The organism is Paenibacillus sp. JT22N1, assembly GCF_059692155.1.
Window position 1 is genome coordinate 22,288 of record NZ_JCAUAW010000001.1, and the last position, 20,263, is coordinate 42,550.

18 protein-coding genes are annotated in these 20,263 nt (G+C 44.5%); 11 read left to right on the top strand and 7 right to left on the bottom strand.

What is annotated here, in order from left to right; genetic code table 11:
* Positions 1 to 42 precede the first annotated feature (42 nt).
* The 3 genes from AC58UU_RS00080 to AC58UU_RS00090 all read left to right on the top strand — a co-directional run bounded on the left by AC58UU_RS00080 (position 43) and on the right by AC58UU_RS00090 (position 3,543).
* Entirely contained in the window at positions 43 to 360 is a 318-nt protein-coding gene (locus AC58UU_RS00080; protein WP_497311885.1) for a DUF485 domain-containing protein, read from the top strand.
* Positions 357 to 1,877, top strand: coding sequence for a solute symporter family protein (locus AC58UU_RS00085; protein WP_497311887.1), 1,521 nt, complete (start codon positions 357 to 359; stop codon positions 1,875 to 1,877). The genes AC58UU_RS00080 and AC58UU_RS00085 overlap by 4 nt, the downstream gene beginning before the upstream one ends.
* Before the next feature lie 139 nt (positions 1,878 to 2,016).
* Positions 2,017 to 3,543, top strand: a complete 1,527-nt coding sequence (locus AC58UU_RS00090) for a solute symporter family protein (RefSeq protein ID WP_497313088.1) — start codon at positions 2,017 to 2,019, stop codon at positions 3,541 to 3,543.
* A gap of 64 nt (positions 3,544 to 3,607) precedes the next feature.
* On the opposite strand, the gene AC58UU_RS00095 is transcribed toward AC58UU_RS00090, so the two are convergent.
* The 3 genes from AC58UU_RS00095 to AC58UU_RS00105 are packed head-to-tail and all read right to left on the bottom strand — an operon-like array spanning position 3,608 to position 7,467.
* Positions 3,608 to 4,672 carry an aliphatic sulfonate ABC transporter substrate-binding protein gene (locus AC58UU_RS00095; RefSeq protein WP_497311889.1) on the bottom strand — a complete coding sequence of 355 codons (1,065 nt, stop codon included), beginning with the start codon at positions 4,670 to 4,672 and terminating at the stop codon, positions 3,608 to 3,610.
* Between the two features lie 46 nt (positions 4,673 to 4,718).
* Positions 4,719 to 6,086 carry an LLM class flavin-dependent oxidoreductase gene (locus AC58UU_RS00100; RefSeq protein WP_497311891.1) on the bottom strand — a complete coding sequence of 456 codons (1,368 nt, stop codon included), beginning with the start codon at positions 6,084 to 6,086 and terminating at the stop codon, positions 4,719 to 4,721.
* Positions 6,087 to 6,108: 22 nt separating this feature from the next.
* Complete coding sequence (locus AC58UU_RS00105; protein ID WP_497313090.1) at positions 6,109 to 7,467, bottom strand: LLM class flavin-dependent oxidoreductase; 1,359 nt, start codon at positions 7,465 to 7,467, stop codon at positions 6,109 to 6,111.
* 344 nt (positions 7,468 to 7,811) lie between these two features.
* Here AC58UU_RS00105 and AC58UU_RS00110 point away from each other — a divergent pair, with 344 nt between their 5' ends.
* Positions 7,812 to 8,591 (top strand): ABC transporter ATP-binding protein, encoded by a 780-nt coding sequence (locus tag AC58UU_RS00110; RefSeq protein ID WP_497311893.1) that lies wholly within the window; start codon positions 7,812 to 7,814, stop codon positions 8,589 to 8,591.
* A 68-nt stretch (positions 8,592 to 8,659) separates the two neighbouring features.
* The gene (locus tag AC58UU_RS00115) at positions 8,660 to 9,496 is read left to right on the top strand and encodes an ABC transporter permease (protein WP_497313092.1); all 837 of its coding nucleotides are present in this window, start codon (positions 8,660 to 8,662) and stop codon (positions 9,494 to 9,496) included.
* Positions 9,497 to 9,571: 75 nt separating this feature from the next.
* Here AC58UU_RS00115 and AC58UU_RS00120 read toward each other — a convergent pair whose 3' ends face one another.
* Together AC58UU_RS00120 and AC58UU_RS00125 are read right to left on the bottom strand one after the other, a co-directional pair.
* Positions 9,572 to 10,384, bottom strand: coding sequence for a WYL domain-containing protein (locus tag AC58UU_RS00120; protein WP_497311894.1), 813 nt, complete (start codon positions 10,382 to 10,384; stop codon positions 9,572 to 9,574).
* Entirely contained in the window at positions 10,347 to 11,672 is a 1,326-nt protein-coding gene (locus AC58UU_RS00125; RefSeq protein WP_497311896.1) for a helix-turn-helix transcriptional regulator, read from the bottom strand. Before AC58UU_RS00125 ends, AC58UU_RS00120 begins: the two co-directional genes overlap by 38 nt.
* A gap of 162 nt (positions 11,673 to 11,834) precedes the next feature.
* Between AC58UU_RS00125 and AC58UU_RS00130 the strand changes: the two genes are divergently transcribed.
* Complete coding sequence (locus tag AC58UU_RS00130; protein WP_497313094.1) at positions 11,835 to 13,247, top strand: RtcB family protein; 1,413 nt, start codon at positions 11,835 to 11,837, stop codon at positions 13,245 to 13,247.
* Positions 13,248 to 13,272: 25 nt separating this feature from the next.
* A complete protein-coding gene (locus AC58UU_RS00135; protein WP_497311898.1) occupies positions 13,273 to 13,728 on the top strand; it encodes a DIP1984 family protein in 456 nt (151 codons plus the stop codon).
* 239 nt (positions 13,729 to 13,967) lie between these two features.
* Here the strand turns inward: AC58UU_RS00135 and AC58UU_RS00140 are convergent, their stop codons facing one another.
* Positions 13,968 to 14,366: a PIN domain-containing protein gene (locus AC58UU_RS00140; RefSeq protein WP_497311900.1), complete on the bottom strand. Its 399-nt coding sequence runs from the start codon at positions 14,364 to 14,366 to the stop codon at positions 13,968 to 13,970.
* The gene (locus tag AC58UU_RS00145) at positions 14,356 to 14,580 is read right to left on the bottom strand and encodes a hypothetical protein (RefSeq protein ID WP_497311902.1); all 225 of its coding nucleotides are present in this window, start codon (positions 14,578 to 14,580) and stop codon (positions 14,356 to 14,358) included. Before AC58UU_RS00145 ends, AC58UU_RS00140 begins: the two co-directional genes overlap by 11 nt.
* Before the next feature lie 406 nt (positions 14,581 to 14,986).
* Here AC58UU_RS00145 and AC58UU_RS00150 point away from each other — a divergent pair, with 406 nt between their 5' ends.
* The 4 genes from AC58UU_RS00150 to AC58UU_RS00165 all read left to right on the top strand — a co-directional run bounded on the left by AC58UU_RS00150 (position 14,987) and on the right by AC58UU_RS00165 (position 20,243).
* Entirely contained in the window at positions 14,987 to 15,769 is a 783-nt protein-coding gene (locus AC58UU_RS00150; RefSeq protein ID WP_497311904.1) for a nucleotidyltransferase domain-containing protein, read from the top strand.
* 15 nt (positions 15,770 to 15,784) lie between these two features.
* Positions 15,785 to 17,206 (top strand): RtcB family protein, encoded by a 1,422-nt coding sequence (locus AC58UU_RS00155; RefSeq protein ID WP_497311906.1) that lies wholly within the window; start codon positions 15,785 to 15,787, stop codon positions 17,204 to 17,206.
* Positions 17,207 to 17,226: 20 nt separating this feature from the next.
* On the top strand, positions 17,227 to 18,513 hold the full coding sequence (locus tag AC58UU_RS00160) for an AAA family ATPase (protein ID WP_497313096.1): 1,287 nt from the start codon (positions 17,227 to 17,229) through the stop codon (positions 18,511 to 18,513).
* A gap of 290 nt (positions 18,514 to 18,803) precedes the next feature.
* Positions 18,804 to 20,243 (top strand): SWIM zinc finger family protein, encoded by a 1,440-nt coding sequence (locus AC58UU_RS00165; RefSeq protein ID WP_497311908.1) that lies wholly within the window; start codon positions 18,804 to 18,806, stop codon positions 20,241 to 20,243.
* The last annotated feature ends 20 nt before the right edge of the window (positions 20,244 to 20,263 follow it).

Sequence of the window (20,263 nt, forward strand, 5' to 3'; positions counted from 1 at the left end):
TATAATCAATTTGAAGACGCTTACATTAGGAGGGACTAAACAATGTCAAACGGCAAGCCTATTCAATATGGGGAAGTGGCACAGTCAGAAAAATTCAAGAAATTAATCGGCAGCAAGAAAAGATTCATCATTCCGATGACAGTCTTTTTCCTCCTTTTTTACTTTACTCTACCCATCTTAACCTCTTACACGAAAGTATTGAATAATCCGGCAATCGGCCCTATTTCGTGGGCGTGGGTGTACGCATTTGCCCAGTTTCTGATGACTTGGGCTCTCTGTATCATTTACTCCAGGAAATCCAAGGAATTCGACCGACAAATTGAAGAAATAAAATCGGAAACTGGGGGTAATTCGTTATGAGTCCAACAGCCGTCATTCTATTTCTTTGCATTATTTTATTAACGATGATTATTACGTATTATGCAGCTAAGAAAACGGATAGCTCGAGTGAGTTCTATACGGGCGGAGGAGGATTAACAGGTTGGCAGAACGGACTTGCGATTGCTGGAGATTATATGTCGGCAGCTTCCTTTCTGGGGATCGCAGGGACGATCGCCTTGACTGGATTTGATGGATTTTTCTATAGTCTAGGTTTTCTAGTTGCTTATCTTGTCGTACTCTATTTAGTGGCGGAACCGCTTCGGAATTTAGGGAAATATACGATGGCGGATATGATCGCGGCTCGATTTGCTAATCAGAATGTTCGTGGGGTTGCCGCATTAAACACGATCACCATTTCCATTTTCTACATGATCGCGCAGCTTGTTGGTGCGGGTGCTTTGATCAAACTATTATTCGGCTTTAATTACTATACCTCTGTATTAATCGTGGGTATCCTGATGACCATCTATGTGGTATTTGGCGGAATGCGAGCCACGAGTTGGGTGCAAATTACGAAAGCTGTTCTTCTGATGGGTGGGACGCTGATCCTGTCACTTATCGTTCTAGCTAAGTTTAATTTCAGTATTTCCGAAATGTTTACCCAATTGAAAACAGCGACACCCTTGAAAGAGGCGTTTTTAAATCCTGGCAACAAATATAAGATTCCGGTTGAAACGCTCTCGCTTAACCTTGCCTTGGTGCTCGGAACTGCTGGATTACCGCATATTCTTACTCGTTTTTATACAGTAAAAAATGCTGCTACGGCAAGAAGTTCTGTCGTCTCGGCAACATGGGTTATCGGTATTTTCTATGTCATGACCTTATTCCTTGGTTTTGGAGCTGCAGCATTTGTTGGCGCTAAGGATATCACAGCGATAGATAAAGGTGGAAACATGGCTGCGCCGCTATTAGCCAAAGCGCTTGGTGGGGACTTCTTGTTTGCTTTTATTTCCGCGGTTGCTTTTGCCACGATATTAGCGGTAGTTACCGGATTGGTGCTTTCTGCTGCTTCGGCCTTCTCCCATGATTTTTACGGACAAATCGTTCGTAAAGGCAAAGCAACAGATAAGGAAGAATTGAAAATAGCCCGTTTCGCTTCAATTGGTGTAGCCGTGCTCTCCATTATCTTGGCACTGTTTGCTCAAAAACTCAATGTAGCTTTCTTGGTCTCCATTGCCTTCGCTGTTGCGGCAAGCGCCAATTTGCCAGTCATTCTCTTCACCGTCTACTGGAAAAGGTTTAACACGACGGGCGCGATTGTTGGTATGTTGAGTGGACTATTAAGCTGTATCCTTCTTGTTGTCGTGGGCCCAAATATTTGGGGAGAGGCAGGGAAGGCGATTCTGGTAGGCAATCCGCTTATTAATTTGGCCAATCCTGGCATTATCTCCATACCGCTTGGATTCCTCGGAGCCTATATCGGAACGATGCTTTCCACACAAAGAGATGATGTCAAATATACGGAAATTAATGTAAAAGCAAATACGGGCATGTAAGAAGATGTTCTCTTGGCCCCATAAAACATGCAGTCAGCCTTTCAAGGGCGTGCTGCATGTTTTTACTCTTTTATCTGCTGAACTGTGCTATTCTTCTAGTAGCAAAATATAGAGCAGTCAAGGAAGGGAGCGGGTTATTATAAACATTTCTGCGTTTGTCTTTTTCGTGGCCGTCGTGATCGGAACGCTAGTTATTACGTACCATTCGGCTAAACGTACGATGAATACGAATGACTTTTACGTTGCCGGAAATCGACTCACTGGCTTGCAAAACGGTCTTGCCATTTCCGGTGATTATATGAGTGCCGCTTCGTTTCTTGGCATCACGGGGACAATTGCCATTTATGGCTTTGATGGTTTTTTCTACTCCATCGGCTTTCTAGCATCTTACGTGATCGTACTCTATCTAGTCGCAGAGCCGCTGCATAATCTGGGACGATTTACGATGGCAGATGCTGTTTCTGTGCGGTTTCAAGAGAAGAATCTCAGAGGTTTGATTGCGATTAACAATATTTTGATCACGATTTTTTATATGATCGCCCAATTGGTTGGGGCCGGGGGCATCATTCATTTACTGCTTGGAGTGGAATACTCCACGGCTATCCTCGTAGTGGGCAGCTTGATGACCATTTATGTGGCTTTCGGAGGTATGCTTGCCACTTCATGGGTGCAAATCATCAAGGCTATTTTACTCGTGTGCAGTACTTTAATGATCAGCTTGATGGTACTTTCCAGATTTAATTGGAATTTCTTTGATCTGTATGTGTATGTTTCGCAAGCAACCCCGTTAAAGGAGAAGTTTTTGGAGCCTGGGAATTTATTTTCGGGACCTTTGGATACGCTTTCCTTTAATTTGGCTTTGATACTGGGAACGGCAGGGCTGCCGCATATCATCTCCAGGTTTTATACAGTTAAGGAGGCGCAGACCGTCAGGTCGTCTATCATTCATGCAACTTGGCTGATCGGCGCTTTTTATGTGATGACGATCTTTCTTGGTTTTGGTGCTGCCGCCTTCGTTGACCGAACTTTATTATTGAGTGAGGACAATATGGCGGCACCTTTACTTGCAAAGGCGCTTGGCGGAGAGTTTTGGATGGCCTTCATTTCAGCGGTTGCTTTTGCGACCATACTAGCAGTAGTCTCTGGGTTGGTGCTGGCTGCTACATCGGCTTTTTCACATGATATCTACAGCAGTATATTGAAAAAGGGAAAAGCCACAGAGGCCCAGCAGATGCTGGTTGCCAAATGTTCGGCGGTAGTGGTCGGCGTATTGTCTATCGTACTTGCTTTAGGGGCGCAGAGGCTAAACGTGGCATTCCTTGTCTCGCTGGCTTTTGCGGTTGCCGCATCGGCGAACTTGCCATTACTGCTGTTAACGCTGTATTGGCGCAGGTTCAATTCAACTGGAGCCATAATCGGAGTGCTAACGGGACTTATTGCTTCGATCTTGTTCGTGATCCTAAGTCCCAATGTAATGGATCCATCGTCCGGTTGGATTCGTAGGGAAGCGCTGTTCCCTTTGAATAATCCAGGAATTGTTTCTATACCGCTTGGATTCCTTGGAGGGATTCTAGGTACCTTGCTGACTTCGAAGAAGAATCTTCCAGATCATTACGATAAGATAGTGGTTCAGTCTCAATTGGCGAGGGTTGAATTGCGAGAATAGGTGTGGGGAATATGATGAGACATAAAAAAACTGCTTGAGATGTGATCTCTAGCAGTTTATAAGTTTACTTTTTTAATGCTTGATCAACGAATTTACTCTCAAACACTAGTGAGGTATCCAGCTTTTTGTTAATGGCTCCGACAGACAGGAGGAAGTCGGCTTGTTCCTGATGTGCTTTGGCAAATTCAGGGGTAATCGATGAGAGAATGGGGGACGTATTCTTCAAGACGTCAACAATAATGGCTTTGTCTAACTTTTGGGATTTAGAGAGCTCGTCCGCGATCTCATCTTGATGTTCCACATAATATTTACGGGCTTCTTCATAGGTTTTCAGAAATAGAACCGTGAGATCGGAATGCTCTTGGGTGAATTTGGTTCTTGCAATTAGAAAAGAAGGCGCATTGATGTTGAGGTTTTCACCGCTTACAAGAATTTTGGCTCCCGTTTGATAGACAGTTGTTGTTGCGTAAGGCTCCCAGATCGACCATGCGTCGATTGCGCCACTGTCAAACGCAGGCCTTGCATCATCCGGCTGAAGTTGAATCGTTTTAATTTCATCGCCCTTAATTCCTGCTTTATCAAGAGCCATATAGAGGAAGTTATAAGCGCTGCTCCCTTTTGCAACGGCGATTTTTTTGCCTTTTAAATCTTTCAAGTCTTTAATCGGGCTATTTTTCGGAATGACAATCATATTTCCTTTTCTACCGTCACTTGTTACTGCGATTCCTTTAAAATCAACCCCGCCAACTTGGCCTGAAATAAGGGGAGTGCCACCAGTGGCGCCAAAGTCAATTCTACCAGCTGCAATGGCCTCAAAGTGAGGAGGGCCGCTTGCAAACTCATTCCATTTTACTTCAGCGCCTGCAGCTGCAAAGGCCTTTTCGAAATACCCCTTTTCACGTGCAAAAACGAGGACACCTGTTTTGCCTTGTATGCCAATATTAACAGTGACTTTCTCTTTCGGAGCAGCTGCGGGTGTGCTGCTTTGCGCTGCCGTGGAGCTGCTTGGAACAGCTGAGCTAGCGTTGGTTGGTGCGTTGGTTGTTTTAGCCCCGCATGCGGAAAGTAAGCCGAGAGCAATAATAGCAAGTACTGGTACACTTTTTAGGAGAAATGATTTCTTGTTCATACAATAAGGACCCCTCTCAAAATCTTCTTTTAAATGGAAAGATGTATTAAATAGATGATGTCGATGCCAATGGCTGAGCAAAACGGTTTGTAGGCAGAGCAAGGCCGAGATGATCACGAAGTGTTCGTCCTGTATACTCTGTGCGGAATAATCCTCGTCTTTGAAGCTCGGGGATAACGAGATCAACGAACTCATCCAGTCCACCAGGTAAGTAGGGCGGCATAATATTGAAACCGTCGCAAGCTTCTTTAACGAACCATTCTTCTAATTGATCGGCAATTTGCACAGGAGTTCCCGCAACAGTTCGATGTCCGCGAGCTCCGGTTACCCGGTTGATCAGTTGACGAATTGTCAGGTTTTCTCTTCGAGCCATATCGAGGAGAAGTTGATATCGGCTTTTCCCTCCGTTAATATCCGTAGCATCCGGCAAGTCAGGCAGCGGTCCATCTAATGGGTACCCAGAGAGATCTACTTTAAGCATACTCTGCAGCATACCAAGCCCGACAACAGGGTGCACAAATTCTTGGAAGGCGGCTTCCTTTTCTTTGGCTTCTTGTTCGGTTACCCCGATGAAGGGAAGGATACCTGGAAGAATTTTTAGTTCATCTGGGGAACGACCATAAGCAGGAAGTTGACCTTTCAGATTAGCATAAAAGCTTTGCGCTTCTTCAAGTGTTTGCCAAGCCGTGAAAACAACTTCTGCTGTTTGGGCGGCAAATGCTTGACCAGTAGTAGACGAACCGGCCTGCACAATAACGGGACGCCCCTGCGGAGAGCGGTGTACATTGAGAGGTCCGCGTACGGAGAAATGGGCTCCTTCGTGATTGATCTCATGGACTTTATCCGGATTTGCGAATAAGCCTGTGGATTTATCTACGATAAGGGCGTCTTCCTCCCAGCTGTCCCATAGAGCTGTCACCACATCAACGAATTCCTTAGCTCGCTCATAACGACGGGAGTGATCTAAATGCTGATCGCGACCAAAGTTTCTAGCCGTATTCTCCATGCTGGTGGTAACGGCATTCCAACCTGCCCGGCCACCGCTTAAATGATCAAGCGAAGCAAATTTTCGAGCTACGTGAAAGGGCTCGCTGTAGGTGGTAGACACCGTTCCTACTAAACCGATGCGCTTTGTGACAGAAGCTAGCGCAGATAACAGGGTTAGCGGCTCCGCTCTGACTGGGAGCGTATACTTGACGGCTCTTTCCAACTGTTCAGGCAGTGCCGGAATATCTTCAATAAATATCAGATCGAACTTACCGCGTTCAGCCGTTTGAGCGAATCGACGATAGAAATCAAGCTTTAAAAGTCCGCTTGTATCGGTTTCCGGATAGCGCCATGCTGCAACGTGATGGCCAACTCCAAATACAAAAGCACCCAAATGGAGCTGTCTCTGTTTATTGTTATTTCCCATGGTTAGTCCCCTCCAATGTATGTTATCTACCTATGGATGCAGCCTTTTGAAATTGACTCAGCGGTCTCGATAGACCGAGGTGTTCTCGGAGTGTCGTTCCTTCGTATTCGGTTCGGAACAATCCTCTGCGCTGCAGTTCGGGAATAACGCTTTCGACGAACTCCTCCAGACCACCAGGTAAGTAAGGCGGCATGATGTTAAATCCATCACATGCCCCATTCGTGAACCATTCCTCGAGTTGGTCGGTAATTTGTACTGGTGTTCCATGAATAGTTCGATGACCTCGGGCGCCAGTCACTCGGTACATCAGCTGACGAATGGTCAGGCCTTCTCGGCGAGCCATATCGGATACGAGCTGGAAACGGCTTTTGCCACCATTAACCTGCGTCAATTCAGGTAACTCCGGCAAAGGGCCGTCGAGTGGATAGCCAGTGAGATCTACATTCAGAGAAGCGGAGAGCATGGATAAACCAACGGCAGGGAGTACTTGTTCTTGGAGAAGAGCCTCCTTCTCCCTGGCTTCCTCTTCGGTAGCGCCGATCACAGGAAAGATGCCAGGCATGATTTTGATGTCATCTGGTGATCGGCCATACGAAACAGCCAAATCTTTGATGCTGCTATAAAAAAGCTGTGCTTCCTCCAGCGTTTGCCATGCGGTGAAGACGACTTCAGCAGTCTCGGCGGCGAGATGCTTTCCTGTGTTTGATGCTCCCGCTTGTATAATAACCGGCCTCCCTTGTGGAGAACGGGGAAGGTTCAATGGACCCCGAACGGCAAAAGATGCACCACGGTGATTGGGTTCATGTACCTTGCTGGGATCTGCAAAAATGCCGCTTTCTTTGTCAGCGATAATGGCGTCATCTTCCCAACTATCCCAGAGCGAAGTGGCAACATCAACGAATTCACGAGCGCGTTCATACCGCTGGTCGTGTGCGGGATGTTTATCTTTACTAAAATTTTGTGCTTCTTCATCTCTGCCTGAAGTCACAACATTCCATGCTGCGCGACCTCCACTCAAATGATCTAAGCATGAAAATTCGCGTGCCAAATTGTAAGGTTCGTGATAGGTGGTTGAAACAGTGGCGGCCAAACCAATCCGTTCTGTAACTCCTGCCAAGTAAGAGAGTAAAGTGATAGGTTCGGGTCTAACTGTGACCGTATGTTTGATGTTCGTCTTGTAGCGGTCAACGATCGCTAAAGTGTCCGCGAGGAATATCATATCGAATTTCCCTCGTTCTGCTGTTTGGGCAAAATGCTCATAAAACTCATGCTGAAGAATACCCTGTGCATCCGTATCTGGATATCGCCAAGATGCTACGTGATGCCCCACTTGAAACAGAAATGCGCCCAAGTGGAGTTGTCGCTGCGCGGGTTTACTCATCATTCATCCCTCCAAGGTTATAGACAGTGCCACATAAAAAGAAAGACTCTCGCAAGCATGCCGCAACAGGGCTGGTGCTTGGAGAGCCTTTGGTGGACCAATGGGCTGTCTGGGTTATTGATTAGTTATGCTAGCACATAAAATCCGATAAAACAAGTGGGATAAATAAGGATTATTTCGTTGACTTCTAAATTTTGTGATGCTATGATCGCTTTATATCCAAGTAAATAACTGAGAATTAAAAGGTCCACCAGCAAACTGGAGACTTCTTGACATTCCCGCTAGGGAATTAGGGAGGTCTCTTTTTGTTTGAAATATTCAAGTTTCAGAGGGGAGAGGTTTTCATGAGTGTGATTTCATTAGACATTGACTTACCGAATAAATGGTTTCTAACGCCACAAGGACACCATGTAGAAGCACTTCATAACATTAAGCTAACCATTAAAAAGGGCGAATTTATTACGATAATTGGTCCAAGTGGATGCGGTAAAAGTACATTACTGAAAATTATTGCAGGGCTAGATACAGAGCACGATGGGAAAATACTGCTTGAACAGAAGCAGGTAGAAAAGCCTGGCATTGATAAAGGATTTATTTTTCAGGAGCACCGATTATTTCCGTGGTTAACCGTGGAGAAAAATATCGCTGCAGATTTATCTTTAAAGGATCCCGATGTTCGAGAACGCGTGAATAATCTGATCGAACTTGTCAAACTGAAGGGATTTGAAAAATCGTATCCAAGGGAGCTGTCTGGGGGAATGTCGCAGCGTGTTGCCATTGCTCGAGCACTTCTTCGTAATCCAAAGGTGTTGCTGCTCGATGAGCCATTTGGCGCTTTGGACGCATTCACTCGAGCGCATCTACAAGAAGTCGCTTTAGATATTTGGGAGAAGAATCGAACAACGATGATATTAGTTACGCATGATATCGATGAAGCCGTTTTTCTTGCGACACGAGTGGTCGTTATGAATGCTCGGCCAGGCACAATCCGTAATATCATTCCGGTAGACCTTCCTTATCCGCGAAAAAAGGCATCTACTTCATTTCAAGAACTTCGCAAGCTTGTGCTTAGTGAATTCGAGCCAATAGAAGAGTTAGTACTTATAGATAGTTCGGGCATTTAAAAACAAGTTATGAAAGCGAGGTTGCAAAGATGAGTCAAGCAGAGGTTGTAGTAGGAAAGAATCAGAAGATGGGTAGGCCCAAGACATCGGAGGTGCCTGTTTCACCCGAATTGCAAACCATCTCAAAGTCGCATAAGAAACAAGGCAAGTGGGAACTCATTGTGAGAGGAAGTATTCTGCCGCTTACCGTTTTATTCGTTTGGCAAGTAGCCGGTTCGCTCGGAGTCGTATCCAAAACACTGCTTCCGACGCCTTATTCGATATGGCTCGCTTTCTACGATTTACTCATTAGCGGCGAACTTTACGTACATGTAAAAATTAGTATTTGGCGCGCTGCTGTCGGATTTCTAATTGGAGGTAGCTTAGGCCTAGGATTTGGGTTACTCGTTGGCTTATTTCGCAAGTTTGAGCAATCAGTTGATCCCTCCATTCAGATGCTGCGAACGATACCGCATCTGGCGATTACTCCATTATTTATACTATGGTTTGGATTCGGCGAGTTTTCTAAAGTATTACTAATTGCCAAAGGGGCCTTTTTCCCACTGTATGTACAGACATTTCTAGGAATTCGTAATGTGGATTCCAAGCTGTTCGATGTAGCCAGAGTGCTGGAGTTTAGCAAGTTTAAACAAATTACCAAGTTGGTTTTGCCAGCTGCGCTCCCTAACATTTTACTTGGTCTACGACTTTCGATCGGTGTCGCCTGGCTTGGCTTGGTTGTGGCCGAGCTAATGGGCTCGAGTGAAGGGGTTGGTTATTTGATTTTGGATGCCAGACAATTCTCTCAGACCGCGATCGTATTTGTTGGTATTCTCATCTTTGCTTTCGTAGGCAAAGGGTCCGATTCCTTAGTGCGTATATTGGAAAAGAAACTGTTGAAATGGCGAGATAGCTTTAACGGTTAGAGGAGATAGTTTGTATAGAATAAAGGCCAATTTGGTTCATAACCAGATTGGCTTTTTTAGATTTCTTCGGTCGTACTATGACTCCCCATACCTAGCCAAAGCCTTTTTGGCCGATTCAAGCATTCTCCTTTGCAAGTGCTCGCCTTGGGTAACGCGTACCCGCTTACCCAAGAAGCGAAGTTTGCTAAGGACATATTCGGCTTCATTATTTAGAAAGGTTAATCGGATTGTATACGTTTCTTGATTTTCATCGTAATCAACTTGCTTATCGAAGCAAGAGAAGGCATATAAAATCCGCGACAATTCTCGATTGTACTCCTTTATAACCTCAATCGTTGCATGGATCTGACGTTTTTGCAGCAGTTTCTCTATGTCTAAACCAATTTGAGCGACCCGCTCAGGAGAAATGGACAACTCTTTGATCGATTCAATTTTTTCCAGTTTCGTACTCATCATTGCTCGATGTCTGATGTGATACCAGAGCAAGTACCATTCTTTTTTCACCAAAGAATACTCAAGCTTATACGGAAAAGCCATTTCATTGGTAAAAGTCCGATCATCCTTCACTCTGTATGTAAGTTGGATAGCGGCTTGACTCGTAATGAATCGACGTAATGCGTGAAGCATCGGGTGATAGACTAGCTTCTCCTTACTTCGAGCTTTCTCAATAAAGGCATCAGAAAAATCCAAGGTGTTCTCATCAACAAGCACAGATTCAAGCTTTTCCAATGTCACTGGGGTGAAAGCGTGGGACGCCGAAGGGTGATTAAGCATGGTCTTCAGCCATGACCTTTCCTGTGAGGTGATCATGAAAGTGCCCGAATTCTCTAGCCTCGTAATCATTTGATAGTTAAATATTTTCTCGAACAGGTTCATAATACGTCTCAAGCTCCTTCCACTCCGCAATCATCTCATTCCGAAAATAGATCGGTTCAAGCACTTCACAGCTCGATCCGAAGCTTCTAATCCAAGGCTTAATTTCCGTAGTTCCATTAACCTTAATTTCGAAAATAAACGAATCGAGCTGTTCTTCCGTAATTTCTCCCCACTGCCCCTGAAGAAGGACACGATCTTTAATGAAATTCGGCCCCGTATCGCCTGGATTAAAAAATCTTACTTTCAAGATAACCGATCGTCCGGTATCAAGGACCCAACTATGCTTTATACTCTCTTCCAATACACTTTTCTTCTCATCAAAAAGGATGGAGTCGACAGTCTCACCCTGCTCAATCTGAGTCATGCCTTCCATACGATATTTCTTGATACCATGCCGGGAATCATAAGCAAGAAGGTACCATCGTCCATATTGGTGATCGTAGACAATTTTGAGCGGTAGTGTTTTCTGAAGTTTCCCTTCCATTTCCCGTTCAAATAATGGGTTTGTGTTTTTCGATGAATAGGATTGTGAATTTTTGGGCGAAAAATATAAGAAATCGATCTTGCGGCGATTTTGAATGGCTGATAGAAGGATGGATAGATGCGCTTCATCCAAAATACGTGAGTGGTAATGATATTTATAAAGGAATGGCTCTATGGATGCCGGTTCCGATGAGGTCCGATTCATATGCTTTTTTAGCCCATCTCGCAATAAATAGCCTTGAACCGACGGTACCTGCGTATTCGACATCACATCAATGAAATCATAGAGATCAATTAGCTCATCAAGCGTAAGCTCTTGGATTAAATCATTATGTATGCGATATCGATAAGGGCGTGGTCCCGGTACTTTTTTGATGACACCGACTTCTTCGAGATATTTCAAGTCGTTTCGTACCGTTTTCTCATCAGGAAGTGAGGAATCGGTTTGGATATCTTTACAACATACATCCAGCAGCTCAATAGCGGTAAGTGCCTGCTCATTCAAAGCAGCAAGAAGCGTAGATATTCGCTGACTTTCGGATTCTTTCAATGACTTCGCTCGAAATAAGAACAGCAGCATAGGATCCGTTGAATCGAAATAGCTGTAGCGCAGCATCTCGGCGAATTCTTTCCTTTGCGTGTCCGGTGCCTGTTGATACATCGTCGCTACGATTTCTTTTAACCGGCGTATTGTTTTATCAAAAGTATGAACCGAGATGCCCAGCCTCTCCGCAAATTGCTGACGACTATACGCGCCACTAGTGAGGACAAGCATTCGCAGAAATTGAATTTCTTTATCAAAGCTTTCCTTAGCCATTTGAATCCCTCGCTCTTCATTTCAACCTTATCTTATTGTAACAGGGGAGAGATATGGAGAAAATGGAAAACTTTTCACTGTCGTCATACTTTCACCATGTTCGTTCGCATGGAAATAAGCGAAGATAGCATTAGAAGAAAAACGGAGGTTAATCAAATGGATATGAAAACAATCGTACACGGCGGTAATCATTACGAAAAGGAACTAGAGCATGGCAATCTTCATGTGTTTGCTAACCCGGATGTGTTCCAATCCTTTGAGAACAAAGTGTTCGAAATGGCTGATAATAACCTGCGGATTCCGCGCAATGTGCATATGAGCTACACACCGGATGCCCATGTTGGTATTGGTACTTGTATTGGGACAACGGCAGTTTGGAGCATGAAAGACGGGTTCGTTTCCCCATCTATTGTTGGTGTAGATATCGGCTGCGGCATGCGTGTTCATACGACATCTCTGCATAAAAATGATATTCAAGACAAGGGTATTCGCAGGGCGCTAATCAAAGCGATCGAGAAGTACGTTCCAACTAATGAGCGCACAAATACAAATTATTCAGATATTGAAATCATGGATGTTGTCCAAAACGGTTTAAAAGGACTTCCTGAGAAATATGTTCCGAATGAACAGTGGCTTACGCATGTAGAAGAATCTACTTTCAAGTTCGACCACGCCTACCTTGAGAATTTGCCAGCAAAAATCCGTAAATATGCCCACGGGCAGCTTGGGACGCTTGGTGGCGGAAACCATTTTATAGAAATTCAGTATCTAGAAGTGGCAGAGGCTCATAAGGATGTAGGGGCAAAATGGGGCTTGTTCGACGGTCAGGTTGTCGTCATGATTCACTCCGGATCACGTGCTTGGGGTGCTATGTTGGGTCAAGAATTCACCAAGGTTTTCAGAGAAGCCATGCAAAGCTGGGGAATTGAAAATCCCGACAGGAATCTCTTATATGCCCCTATTGCAAGTCAAGAAGGGCAAACCTACTTAAATTTGATGTATTCCGCTCTAAATTTTGCAGTAAGTAATCGACATATGATTGCCTTTGGCGTGCGTGAAGCTTTCAGAGAAGTTTTTGGAGGGGATGAAGAACTGCCTGTTCTCTATGACCTTATGCATAACTATGCACTAAAGGAATTTCACCGCAATCAGCCGATGCTCGTACATCGGAAGGGAGCGACAAGAGCGCTGCCGCCAGGTCATTTCCTGAATACAGCTGCCTATAAAGAAACGGGCCATCCAGCATTAATCCCTGGTTCTATGGGAACCTCATCGTACATTATGGTTGGGAAAGAGGAAGGCCTGAAAAACTTCTACTCGATCTGTCACGGTGCGGGCAGAGCGAGATCACGGAAAGCAACGAAAGACCTTGTCACCGTCGATCAATTCGCTCAATCGATGAAAGTTGGAACGGATGATGAGATTTTAGTTAATCATCGTTCCCTGCAAACCATACTTGATGAATGTCCGCAAGCCTACAAGGATGTTGATCAGATTATTGATAGTGTTGTGGGTGCATCGTTAGCGGATGTGGTGGCGACTTGTAAGCCGATGGTTGCGATTAAAGGAGTTTAGGAAAATAATATGTGAGGTGAAAACAATGAAATTAGCAGAAGCTTTAATGAATAGAGCTGATTGCCAAAAGCGTGTGGAGCAATTAAAAGCTCGCTTAACACGAAGCGCTAAAGTCCAAGAAGGCGAGCAACCGCCTGAGAATCCTACTGACCTTTTTCAAGAGTTGAACGACACTTTAAATGAATTTGAGTCCTTAGTGACAGCTATCAATCGGACGAATTCTCAAGTCTCGCTCAACTCTGGAATTACACTTGCGGAAGCTTTGGCACAAAGGGATACATTATCCACGCGGAGATCTATCATTCAAGATGTTATAAATGCTGCAGCTATTAGACAGGACCGATTCAGCAAATCGGAAGTGAAGTTTTATTCAACTGTATCTATTGTGGATTTGCAAAAGCAGGTTGATCAGTACTCGAAAGCTTTTCGCGAGCTAGACACGACCATTCAAGAAGCAAATTGGAAAACAGAGTTGTTGTAAGTAGTTATTTCATTATGAAGTTGGTAGCCTTTTGTCTGAAGGTGAGCATAACCCGCCAACTGGGTAAGTTGGAACTGATGGTTGGATGTGAGGGGCCATGTCCTGTAGGTTCGAATCCTGCTTAAACAACTAATGCCCATTACAGTTACAAATGTACATGTTTTGTTTATTGTTACAACCAAGTGCTGATTCAGACGAAGTGGTGAGGGTGGGAACGGGGACTTTCATAGTGGAAATAATTATTTGATTAGAGTCATGTCATACTCTTCAATAAAGTGCATGCCTTTATCTTTTGTATAGAGAGAAAACCCATAATGTTTAGCTGTTGCTATGATTAATGCATCTGGAGTCTTTAAAGTTCTTCCATGCTTTTGCTTTTGTTCGCGACGAATTGCACCAGCAATTTGAGCTATTTCATTATTAACCTCGACAAAGTTTTCATTGCCTAGGTTTATGATCTGTTCGATTTCTATATCATTTCTAGCACCACTAAGAAGTTCGCATTTTGAAATAACTGACATACAGAATGAGATGCCATTGCTGTGTAATAAACTAAGCGTTTGGGTTATTTCTGGATCTTGAATAATTAGTCCTATTGCGATATTGGTGTCAAGAAGGACTCTACTTTTACCAGTCATTTCTTGCCTCCTCTACATCCTTTGCCCATTCTTCAGCTCTTTCTTTGCTGATTCCTTTTCCTAATGCTAATAAATCCTGTATATTCATGCTCGGTGGGTCTTCAGTAATGTCTCCGCTCTCTAAGTCAATATTTACTTTTTTGTAATTAACATCCATTTTAGAGAGAGCCTCCTTAATTAGATTTAGTGTGTGACTATCCAGTTTTTTTGCCATAAAAAGGTGCCACCTTCCTGATTTCTTTATTAACAGCATAACAGCATTTAGCTGACTGAACAAATAAAGCAGGTATATAACTGGATAAGCAATGATAAATTATATTAATAGGCACGATCATTATAATTAATCTTTCCGTCACAAACGGATTGACAGTTCTTAGGTTTGACTCGTATGATGTTTGTAAATGAATGGAAAGGAGGCCGACGATATGATTCGCAATCAAATTTCTATGAATAACCTGACAATTGAAGAGCACATCATACCATCGGTCTCAATCGGGCTTGTGACGAATACGTAGGTACTCTTTGAGTAGGCCTAGTTTAAATTTGACATGATAAAGCCGTAGACGATGTTGGTCTATGGCTTTTTTGCGTCCACATAATACGAAGAAAGGGTGAGTCCCATGACATTTGATATAGGAAAAATAGATTGTGAGCTTAAACGAATTGAACAAGAGGAAGGTGTGCGGATCCTCTATGCCTGTGAATCGGGTAGTAGAGCGTGGGGATTTCCATCGAAAGACAGTGATTATGATGTGAGGTTTATCTATGTAAGACCTGTGGATTGGTACTTATCCATATTCGAGAAACGAGATGTCATTGAGCGTCCGATCAGCGATCAGCTGGACATCAACGGGTGGGACTTGAAGAAGGCGCTGAACTTGTTTCGTAAATCTAACCCGCCTTTGCTCGAATGGTTACAGTCGCCGATTCAATATATGGAGCAATTCGGTGTGACGGAGCAAATCCGCGAGCTGTCACCGTTAACCTTTTCGCCGCGGTCCAGTATGTATCATTATTTGCATATGGCCAAAGGGAATTTTCGGGAATATTTGCAGGGTGAGTATGTGAAAATCAAAAAGTATTTTTATGTGTTACGTCCGATACTGGCTTGCCAATGGATTGAAGAGCGCGGCAGCATGCCGCCGATGGAATTTGAAGATCTGGTGGAGCAAATGCTGCCGGAATCGAAATTAAAACAAGAAGTGTATACGTTATTAACGCGTAAGAAGGCTGGTGTCGAATTCGACTTAGAGTCGAAAATTACGGTAATCAACGACTATTTAGATCGACAAATTGCTTATTTTGAAGAAACTGCCAAACATATCGCTGTCTCTGGTGAAAAGCAAGAAGCAGCATTAGATGCTTTATTCCGAGATGCGCTGAGGGAGGTTTGGGGTTCATAGAGAGGAACAAAACGAATGAAAGAAAATTATATTCAGCAGGTCCAGCTCCCATCGGGAGTCGTCCATGTATACGCAGGACCTGAGTTGTTTAAAGCTTTGGATTATCAAGTATTTCAGATGGCCAACAACAATTTGCAGATACCAAATCAAGTGTATATGAGCTATACGCCTGATGTACACGTCGGTGTTGGTACTTGCATAGGCACGACAGCAGTATGGAATACGCATAATGGATATGTATCGCCGTCCATTGTCGGCAGTGATATAGGCTGCGGCATGAGGGTGCATATGACGAATTTGCACAAGGATGAACTGAAGGATGTGAAGCTGCGCCGCAAGCTGGTGAAGTCGATCGAGAAGTATTTGCCCGTGGAAGATCACGCACGTGGACATTTCTCGGACATCCGATTGGAGAACATCGTCACCAAAGGACTACATGGACTTCCAAGTAAGTATATTCCCGATGGCTATACGCCTCGAAAGGCGACTTCGCTTACTCATGTAGAAAGCAGCAAATTTACTTTGGATGAAAATGCATTGAATCGATTTCCGAGCCATGTTTGGCATCGGTCACATCGCCAGCTTGGGACGCTCGGAAATGGGAACCATTTTGCAGAGATTCAATCGATAGAGATTGCGGAAGAGAACCGTGAGGTGGCTGAAGCATGGGGACTATTTGATGGTCAAGTGGTCATTATGATTCACTCGGGATCGCGTGCATGGGGTGGCTCTGTGAGTCAATATTGCAGCAGTGACATGTTGAAGGTGATGCGGATGAACGGATTAGGAACCGCTGATCCTAAGTTGTTATTTGCACCATTAAATCATCCGGCAGCCCAGAATTATGTAAATTTGATGTATTCAGCGCTCAATTATGCCGTTGTAAATCGTCATCTCATTGCCTACGCCATTCGTGAGGCTGGTAAAGATGTGTTTGGGTCGAAGTTTGAAATGACCACCTTGTACGATCTTATGCATAACTATGCTTGGGAGGAGAAACATGAGGGTGAGTCCTATTTTGTCCATCGCAAAGGGGCGACGAGGTCGCTTCCAGCAGGACATCCTGATAATCCGCAGCCTTACCTAAATACAGGTCACCCTGCGCTGATTCCGGGTTCGATGGGGACGGCTTCCTATATCATGGTAGGAGCTCCAGGCGGCAAGGCTAATTTTCACTCCATCTGTCATGGAGCAGGGCGAATTCGCTCGCGCAGTGCGACGAAAAGATTGATAACACTGAATGAATTTGCCTCTTCCATGCGAGTAGGTACGGATGAGGAAATTGTTGTAAACCAAAGGTCGTTAGAATCAATTCTAGATGAATCGCCGCAGGCTTACAAAGATGTAGATCAAATTATTGAGAGTGTCGTCGGGGCTGGATTGGCTGAAGTTGTAGCCAAATGTAAGCCTTTGGCGGCAGTAAAGGGTGCCAAATGAAACATGTACAAAGCGTAAAAATGAATGAAGAATCAGCGGCTGTATCAGCTCCGATTAGCTCTGACGGCAGCTCGTTAACAGCGTATAGGGACTATGCCTATGTATTAGAACGCGTTCAATATGTGCTGGGAGATAGATATAGTCAGCACTTCGAACCCTATTTGAGTGATGATGGGAAAGAAGAGTATTGGGAGCTGCTCGAACAGGATGTGAAGACAGGATCTAGTGATGTGCAGTTCTTCACTAAGATCTTTGACCATATGGAGTCACGTGCATTCGGAATAGATGCGGAAAGTGAAGCATCGGCTTATCGCACGTTTCCTACACTGCGCAATAACGTTTTTGTCTACCCGTCCTGGGGAATCGCGTTAGCTAGAGTACCTATCTTTCGCATGAATGGCGTCGGAGAAGAGGATTTTGTTTTTGCTGTTGATGATGCGAGTCTGTTGCGTTTTCTGGAACACGCTCGGCAGCGTCGAAGAGACTTGGATCGGCGACAAGTGACTGTTTTCACGGATGGACCTCATGGAATGGAAAAGGAACTGGCTCCTATTACACGCATGGTCGACCGTACGGAGGTCATTATGAAGGATGAAGTGAAGACAGATATTTATCGCTCAATCGATCAGTTTTTTGCTGAGGATCGTGCCTTTTTCAAAGAGTATGAGCTTCCTTACAAAAGAGGCATCCTGCTCTATGGGAAGCCTGGCAATGGAAAAACAACGCTCGTCAAATCGATTGCCGGCAGCGTAAAAGCTCCTGTTGCTTATTGGCAAATAACGGAGAACACCAGTAGTGAATCTATTCAAGAGGTATTTCAAGCTGCGGCTAAAATGGCGCCAATGATTCTTGTTATTGAAGATATCGATGCTATGCCTCAGCGGGCAAGGTCGTACTTTTTAAACATTTTGGATGGTGCGACTTCCAAAGAAGGCATTTTCCTCATTGGGACAACGAATTATCCGGAGCAAATTGATCCGGCACTTATGAACCGTGCAGGGAGATTCGACCGTGCTTATGAAATCAAGCTTCCAGATCTAGAGCTGAGACAGATCTATTTGGAGCAAAAAGGGATAGGGAAGCTTCTTAGCGAAGAGTTGATTCGCGTAACGGCGAAGCAAACAGAAGGGTTTACTTTTGCCCAGTTAAATGAATTGTATGTATCGGCTGCGCTTCAGTGGCATTATGAGCAAAGCGTGAATATCGAGAAGCTGGTGAAATCGATGAAGTCGGATCTGCACAAAGGGCAGACGATGTCATGGATGAAAGAGGATGCGGATGTGAGGGTTGGTTTTTTGGTTAGTTGAGGAAATCAGTGACCGCGAAGAATAGTCACGATATACCGTGAATTTCCTGGGAAATTATGTGCAACGGCAATAAAGGATTTTTTTGGATTGAATGCATTCAATATGTGAGGATTCCTCTTTGGCTTCAACCTCCTAGTCGTGTAGGTGGTACGAATAGTCACAGGAGATATCCTCTTTTTTGTTTTTCTTGTCCTTCGTTCTATTTGAGGAGGAAATTCCATACCCATGAAAAAGGAAAATTAGGAACTGTGTGGAAACTGTTTGTATAACCAAGTTATGAGGGGTACAAGATGAATTATTTAACGGAATCGTATGTAGATAGTTTGGCGCTTAACAGCAGTGCGATCAAGAATGGCAAGGATTTGGTGAAGAAAAATAGTTTTCCGCTGCTCTGTCAGTCGGAGGACGGGACGATCATTTTTGGGGAGTGTAAAGGTAGCGGAAAAGACCCATATCGATGTTCGGTCGATGTGGCGAAAGAGGGGAATCCCGTATTCCGCTGTTCATGCCCAAGCCGACAATTTCCGTGCAAACACAATCTGGGTTTGATGTATGCCTATACGCTAGGCAAAACGTTCATCACTGCACCAGTGCCACAAGATATTGTGGATAAAAGGGAAAAGGCTGAGAAACGGGAGGAAAAGAAGAAAGAACCTGTCGACCCGGATGCTCCAGTTGTTAAGCGCAAGACGAACAAGTCAGCATTAATGAAGAAAATAGCTGCACAGCTGGAGGGGATCAGTATTGCTGAGAAACTTATCCTGCAGCTTGTACAGTCAGGTCTCGGAAGCCTGGACAGAAAGGCGCTGCAAACAGCTGAAGAGCAGGCAAAACAGCTCGGTAACTATTATATCCCTGGGATCCAAACGGCGCTTCGTGATTTGACGCTGCAGTTCCGAGCAGAGGAAGATCGGGAGACCATGTATACAAACGTGATCGAGCAGCTTACCACGCTGCAAGCATTGATCAAGAAAAGCAGGGAGTATCTCAACAGCAGATTGGAAAATCCAGATCATCCTATGGATACGGAATCCACGTTGGAAGAATGGATTGGGCATGCCTGGCAAATCGCAGAACTGAGGGAGTATGGTCGCGTTCGCGGCGAGTCCTCAGAATTGCTGCAGTTGTCGTTCCGATCCTATACGGATCAGGCGCGGGGCGAGTTCATAGATGAAGGATACTGGTCGGACCTACAAAGCGGACAGCTCCATTTCACCAGAACGTATCGGCCATTTCGTGCAGCGAAATACATACGTGAAGAAGATTCCGTATTTCAGGTCGTCGAAGCGAAAGAACTTGCGCAATACCCCGGGGAGCTTAACAAGAGAGTGCGTTGGGAGGAAGCGACGTTCCGCGAAGCCGACGCACAAGATTTTCAGAAAATCCGTGCTTCAGCTCACAAGTCATTCCCAGAAGTCATTAAACAGGTGAAGAATCAGATTAAAAATCCACTTTCGGACAAGCGCCCTGTCGTACTGCTGCAATTTGCTGAGATCAAGAAGACGGAAACTGCCTATATCTTGTTAGATGAACAAGGCAAGCAGATTCCTCTTGCGGACATTCAATATCTCGGCGAGCCTACGACTCATTTGCTGCCTATGTTAAATAAGGCATTCTTACAGAATCAGGCGATTATGGTTATGTTCGAACACAATTGGCTGCATAACAGGCTTGAGGCTCAGCCTTTAAGCATCGTAACGACAAATGAAGTCGTTCGTTTACTGTATTGAAAGAAAAGAATTAGGAGACA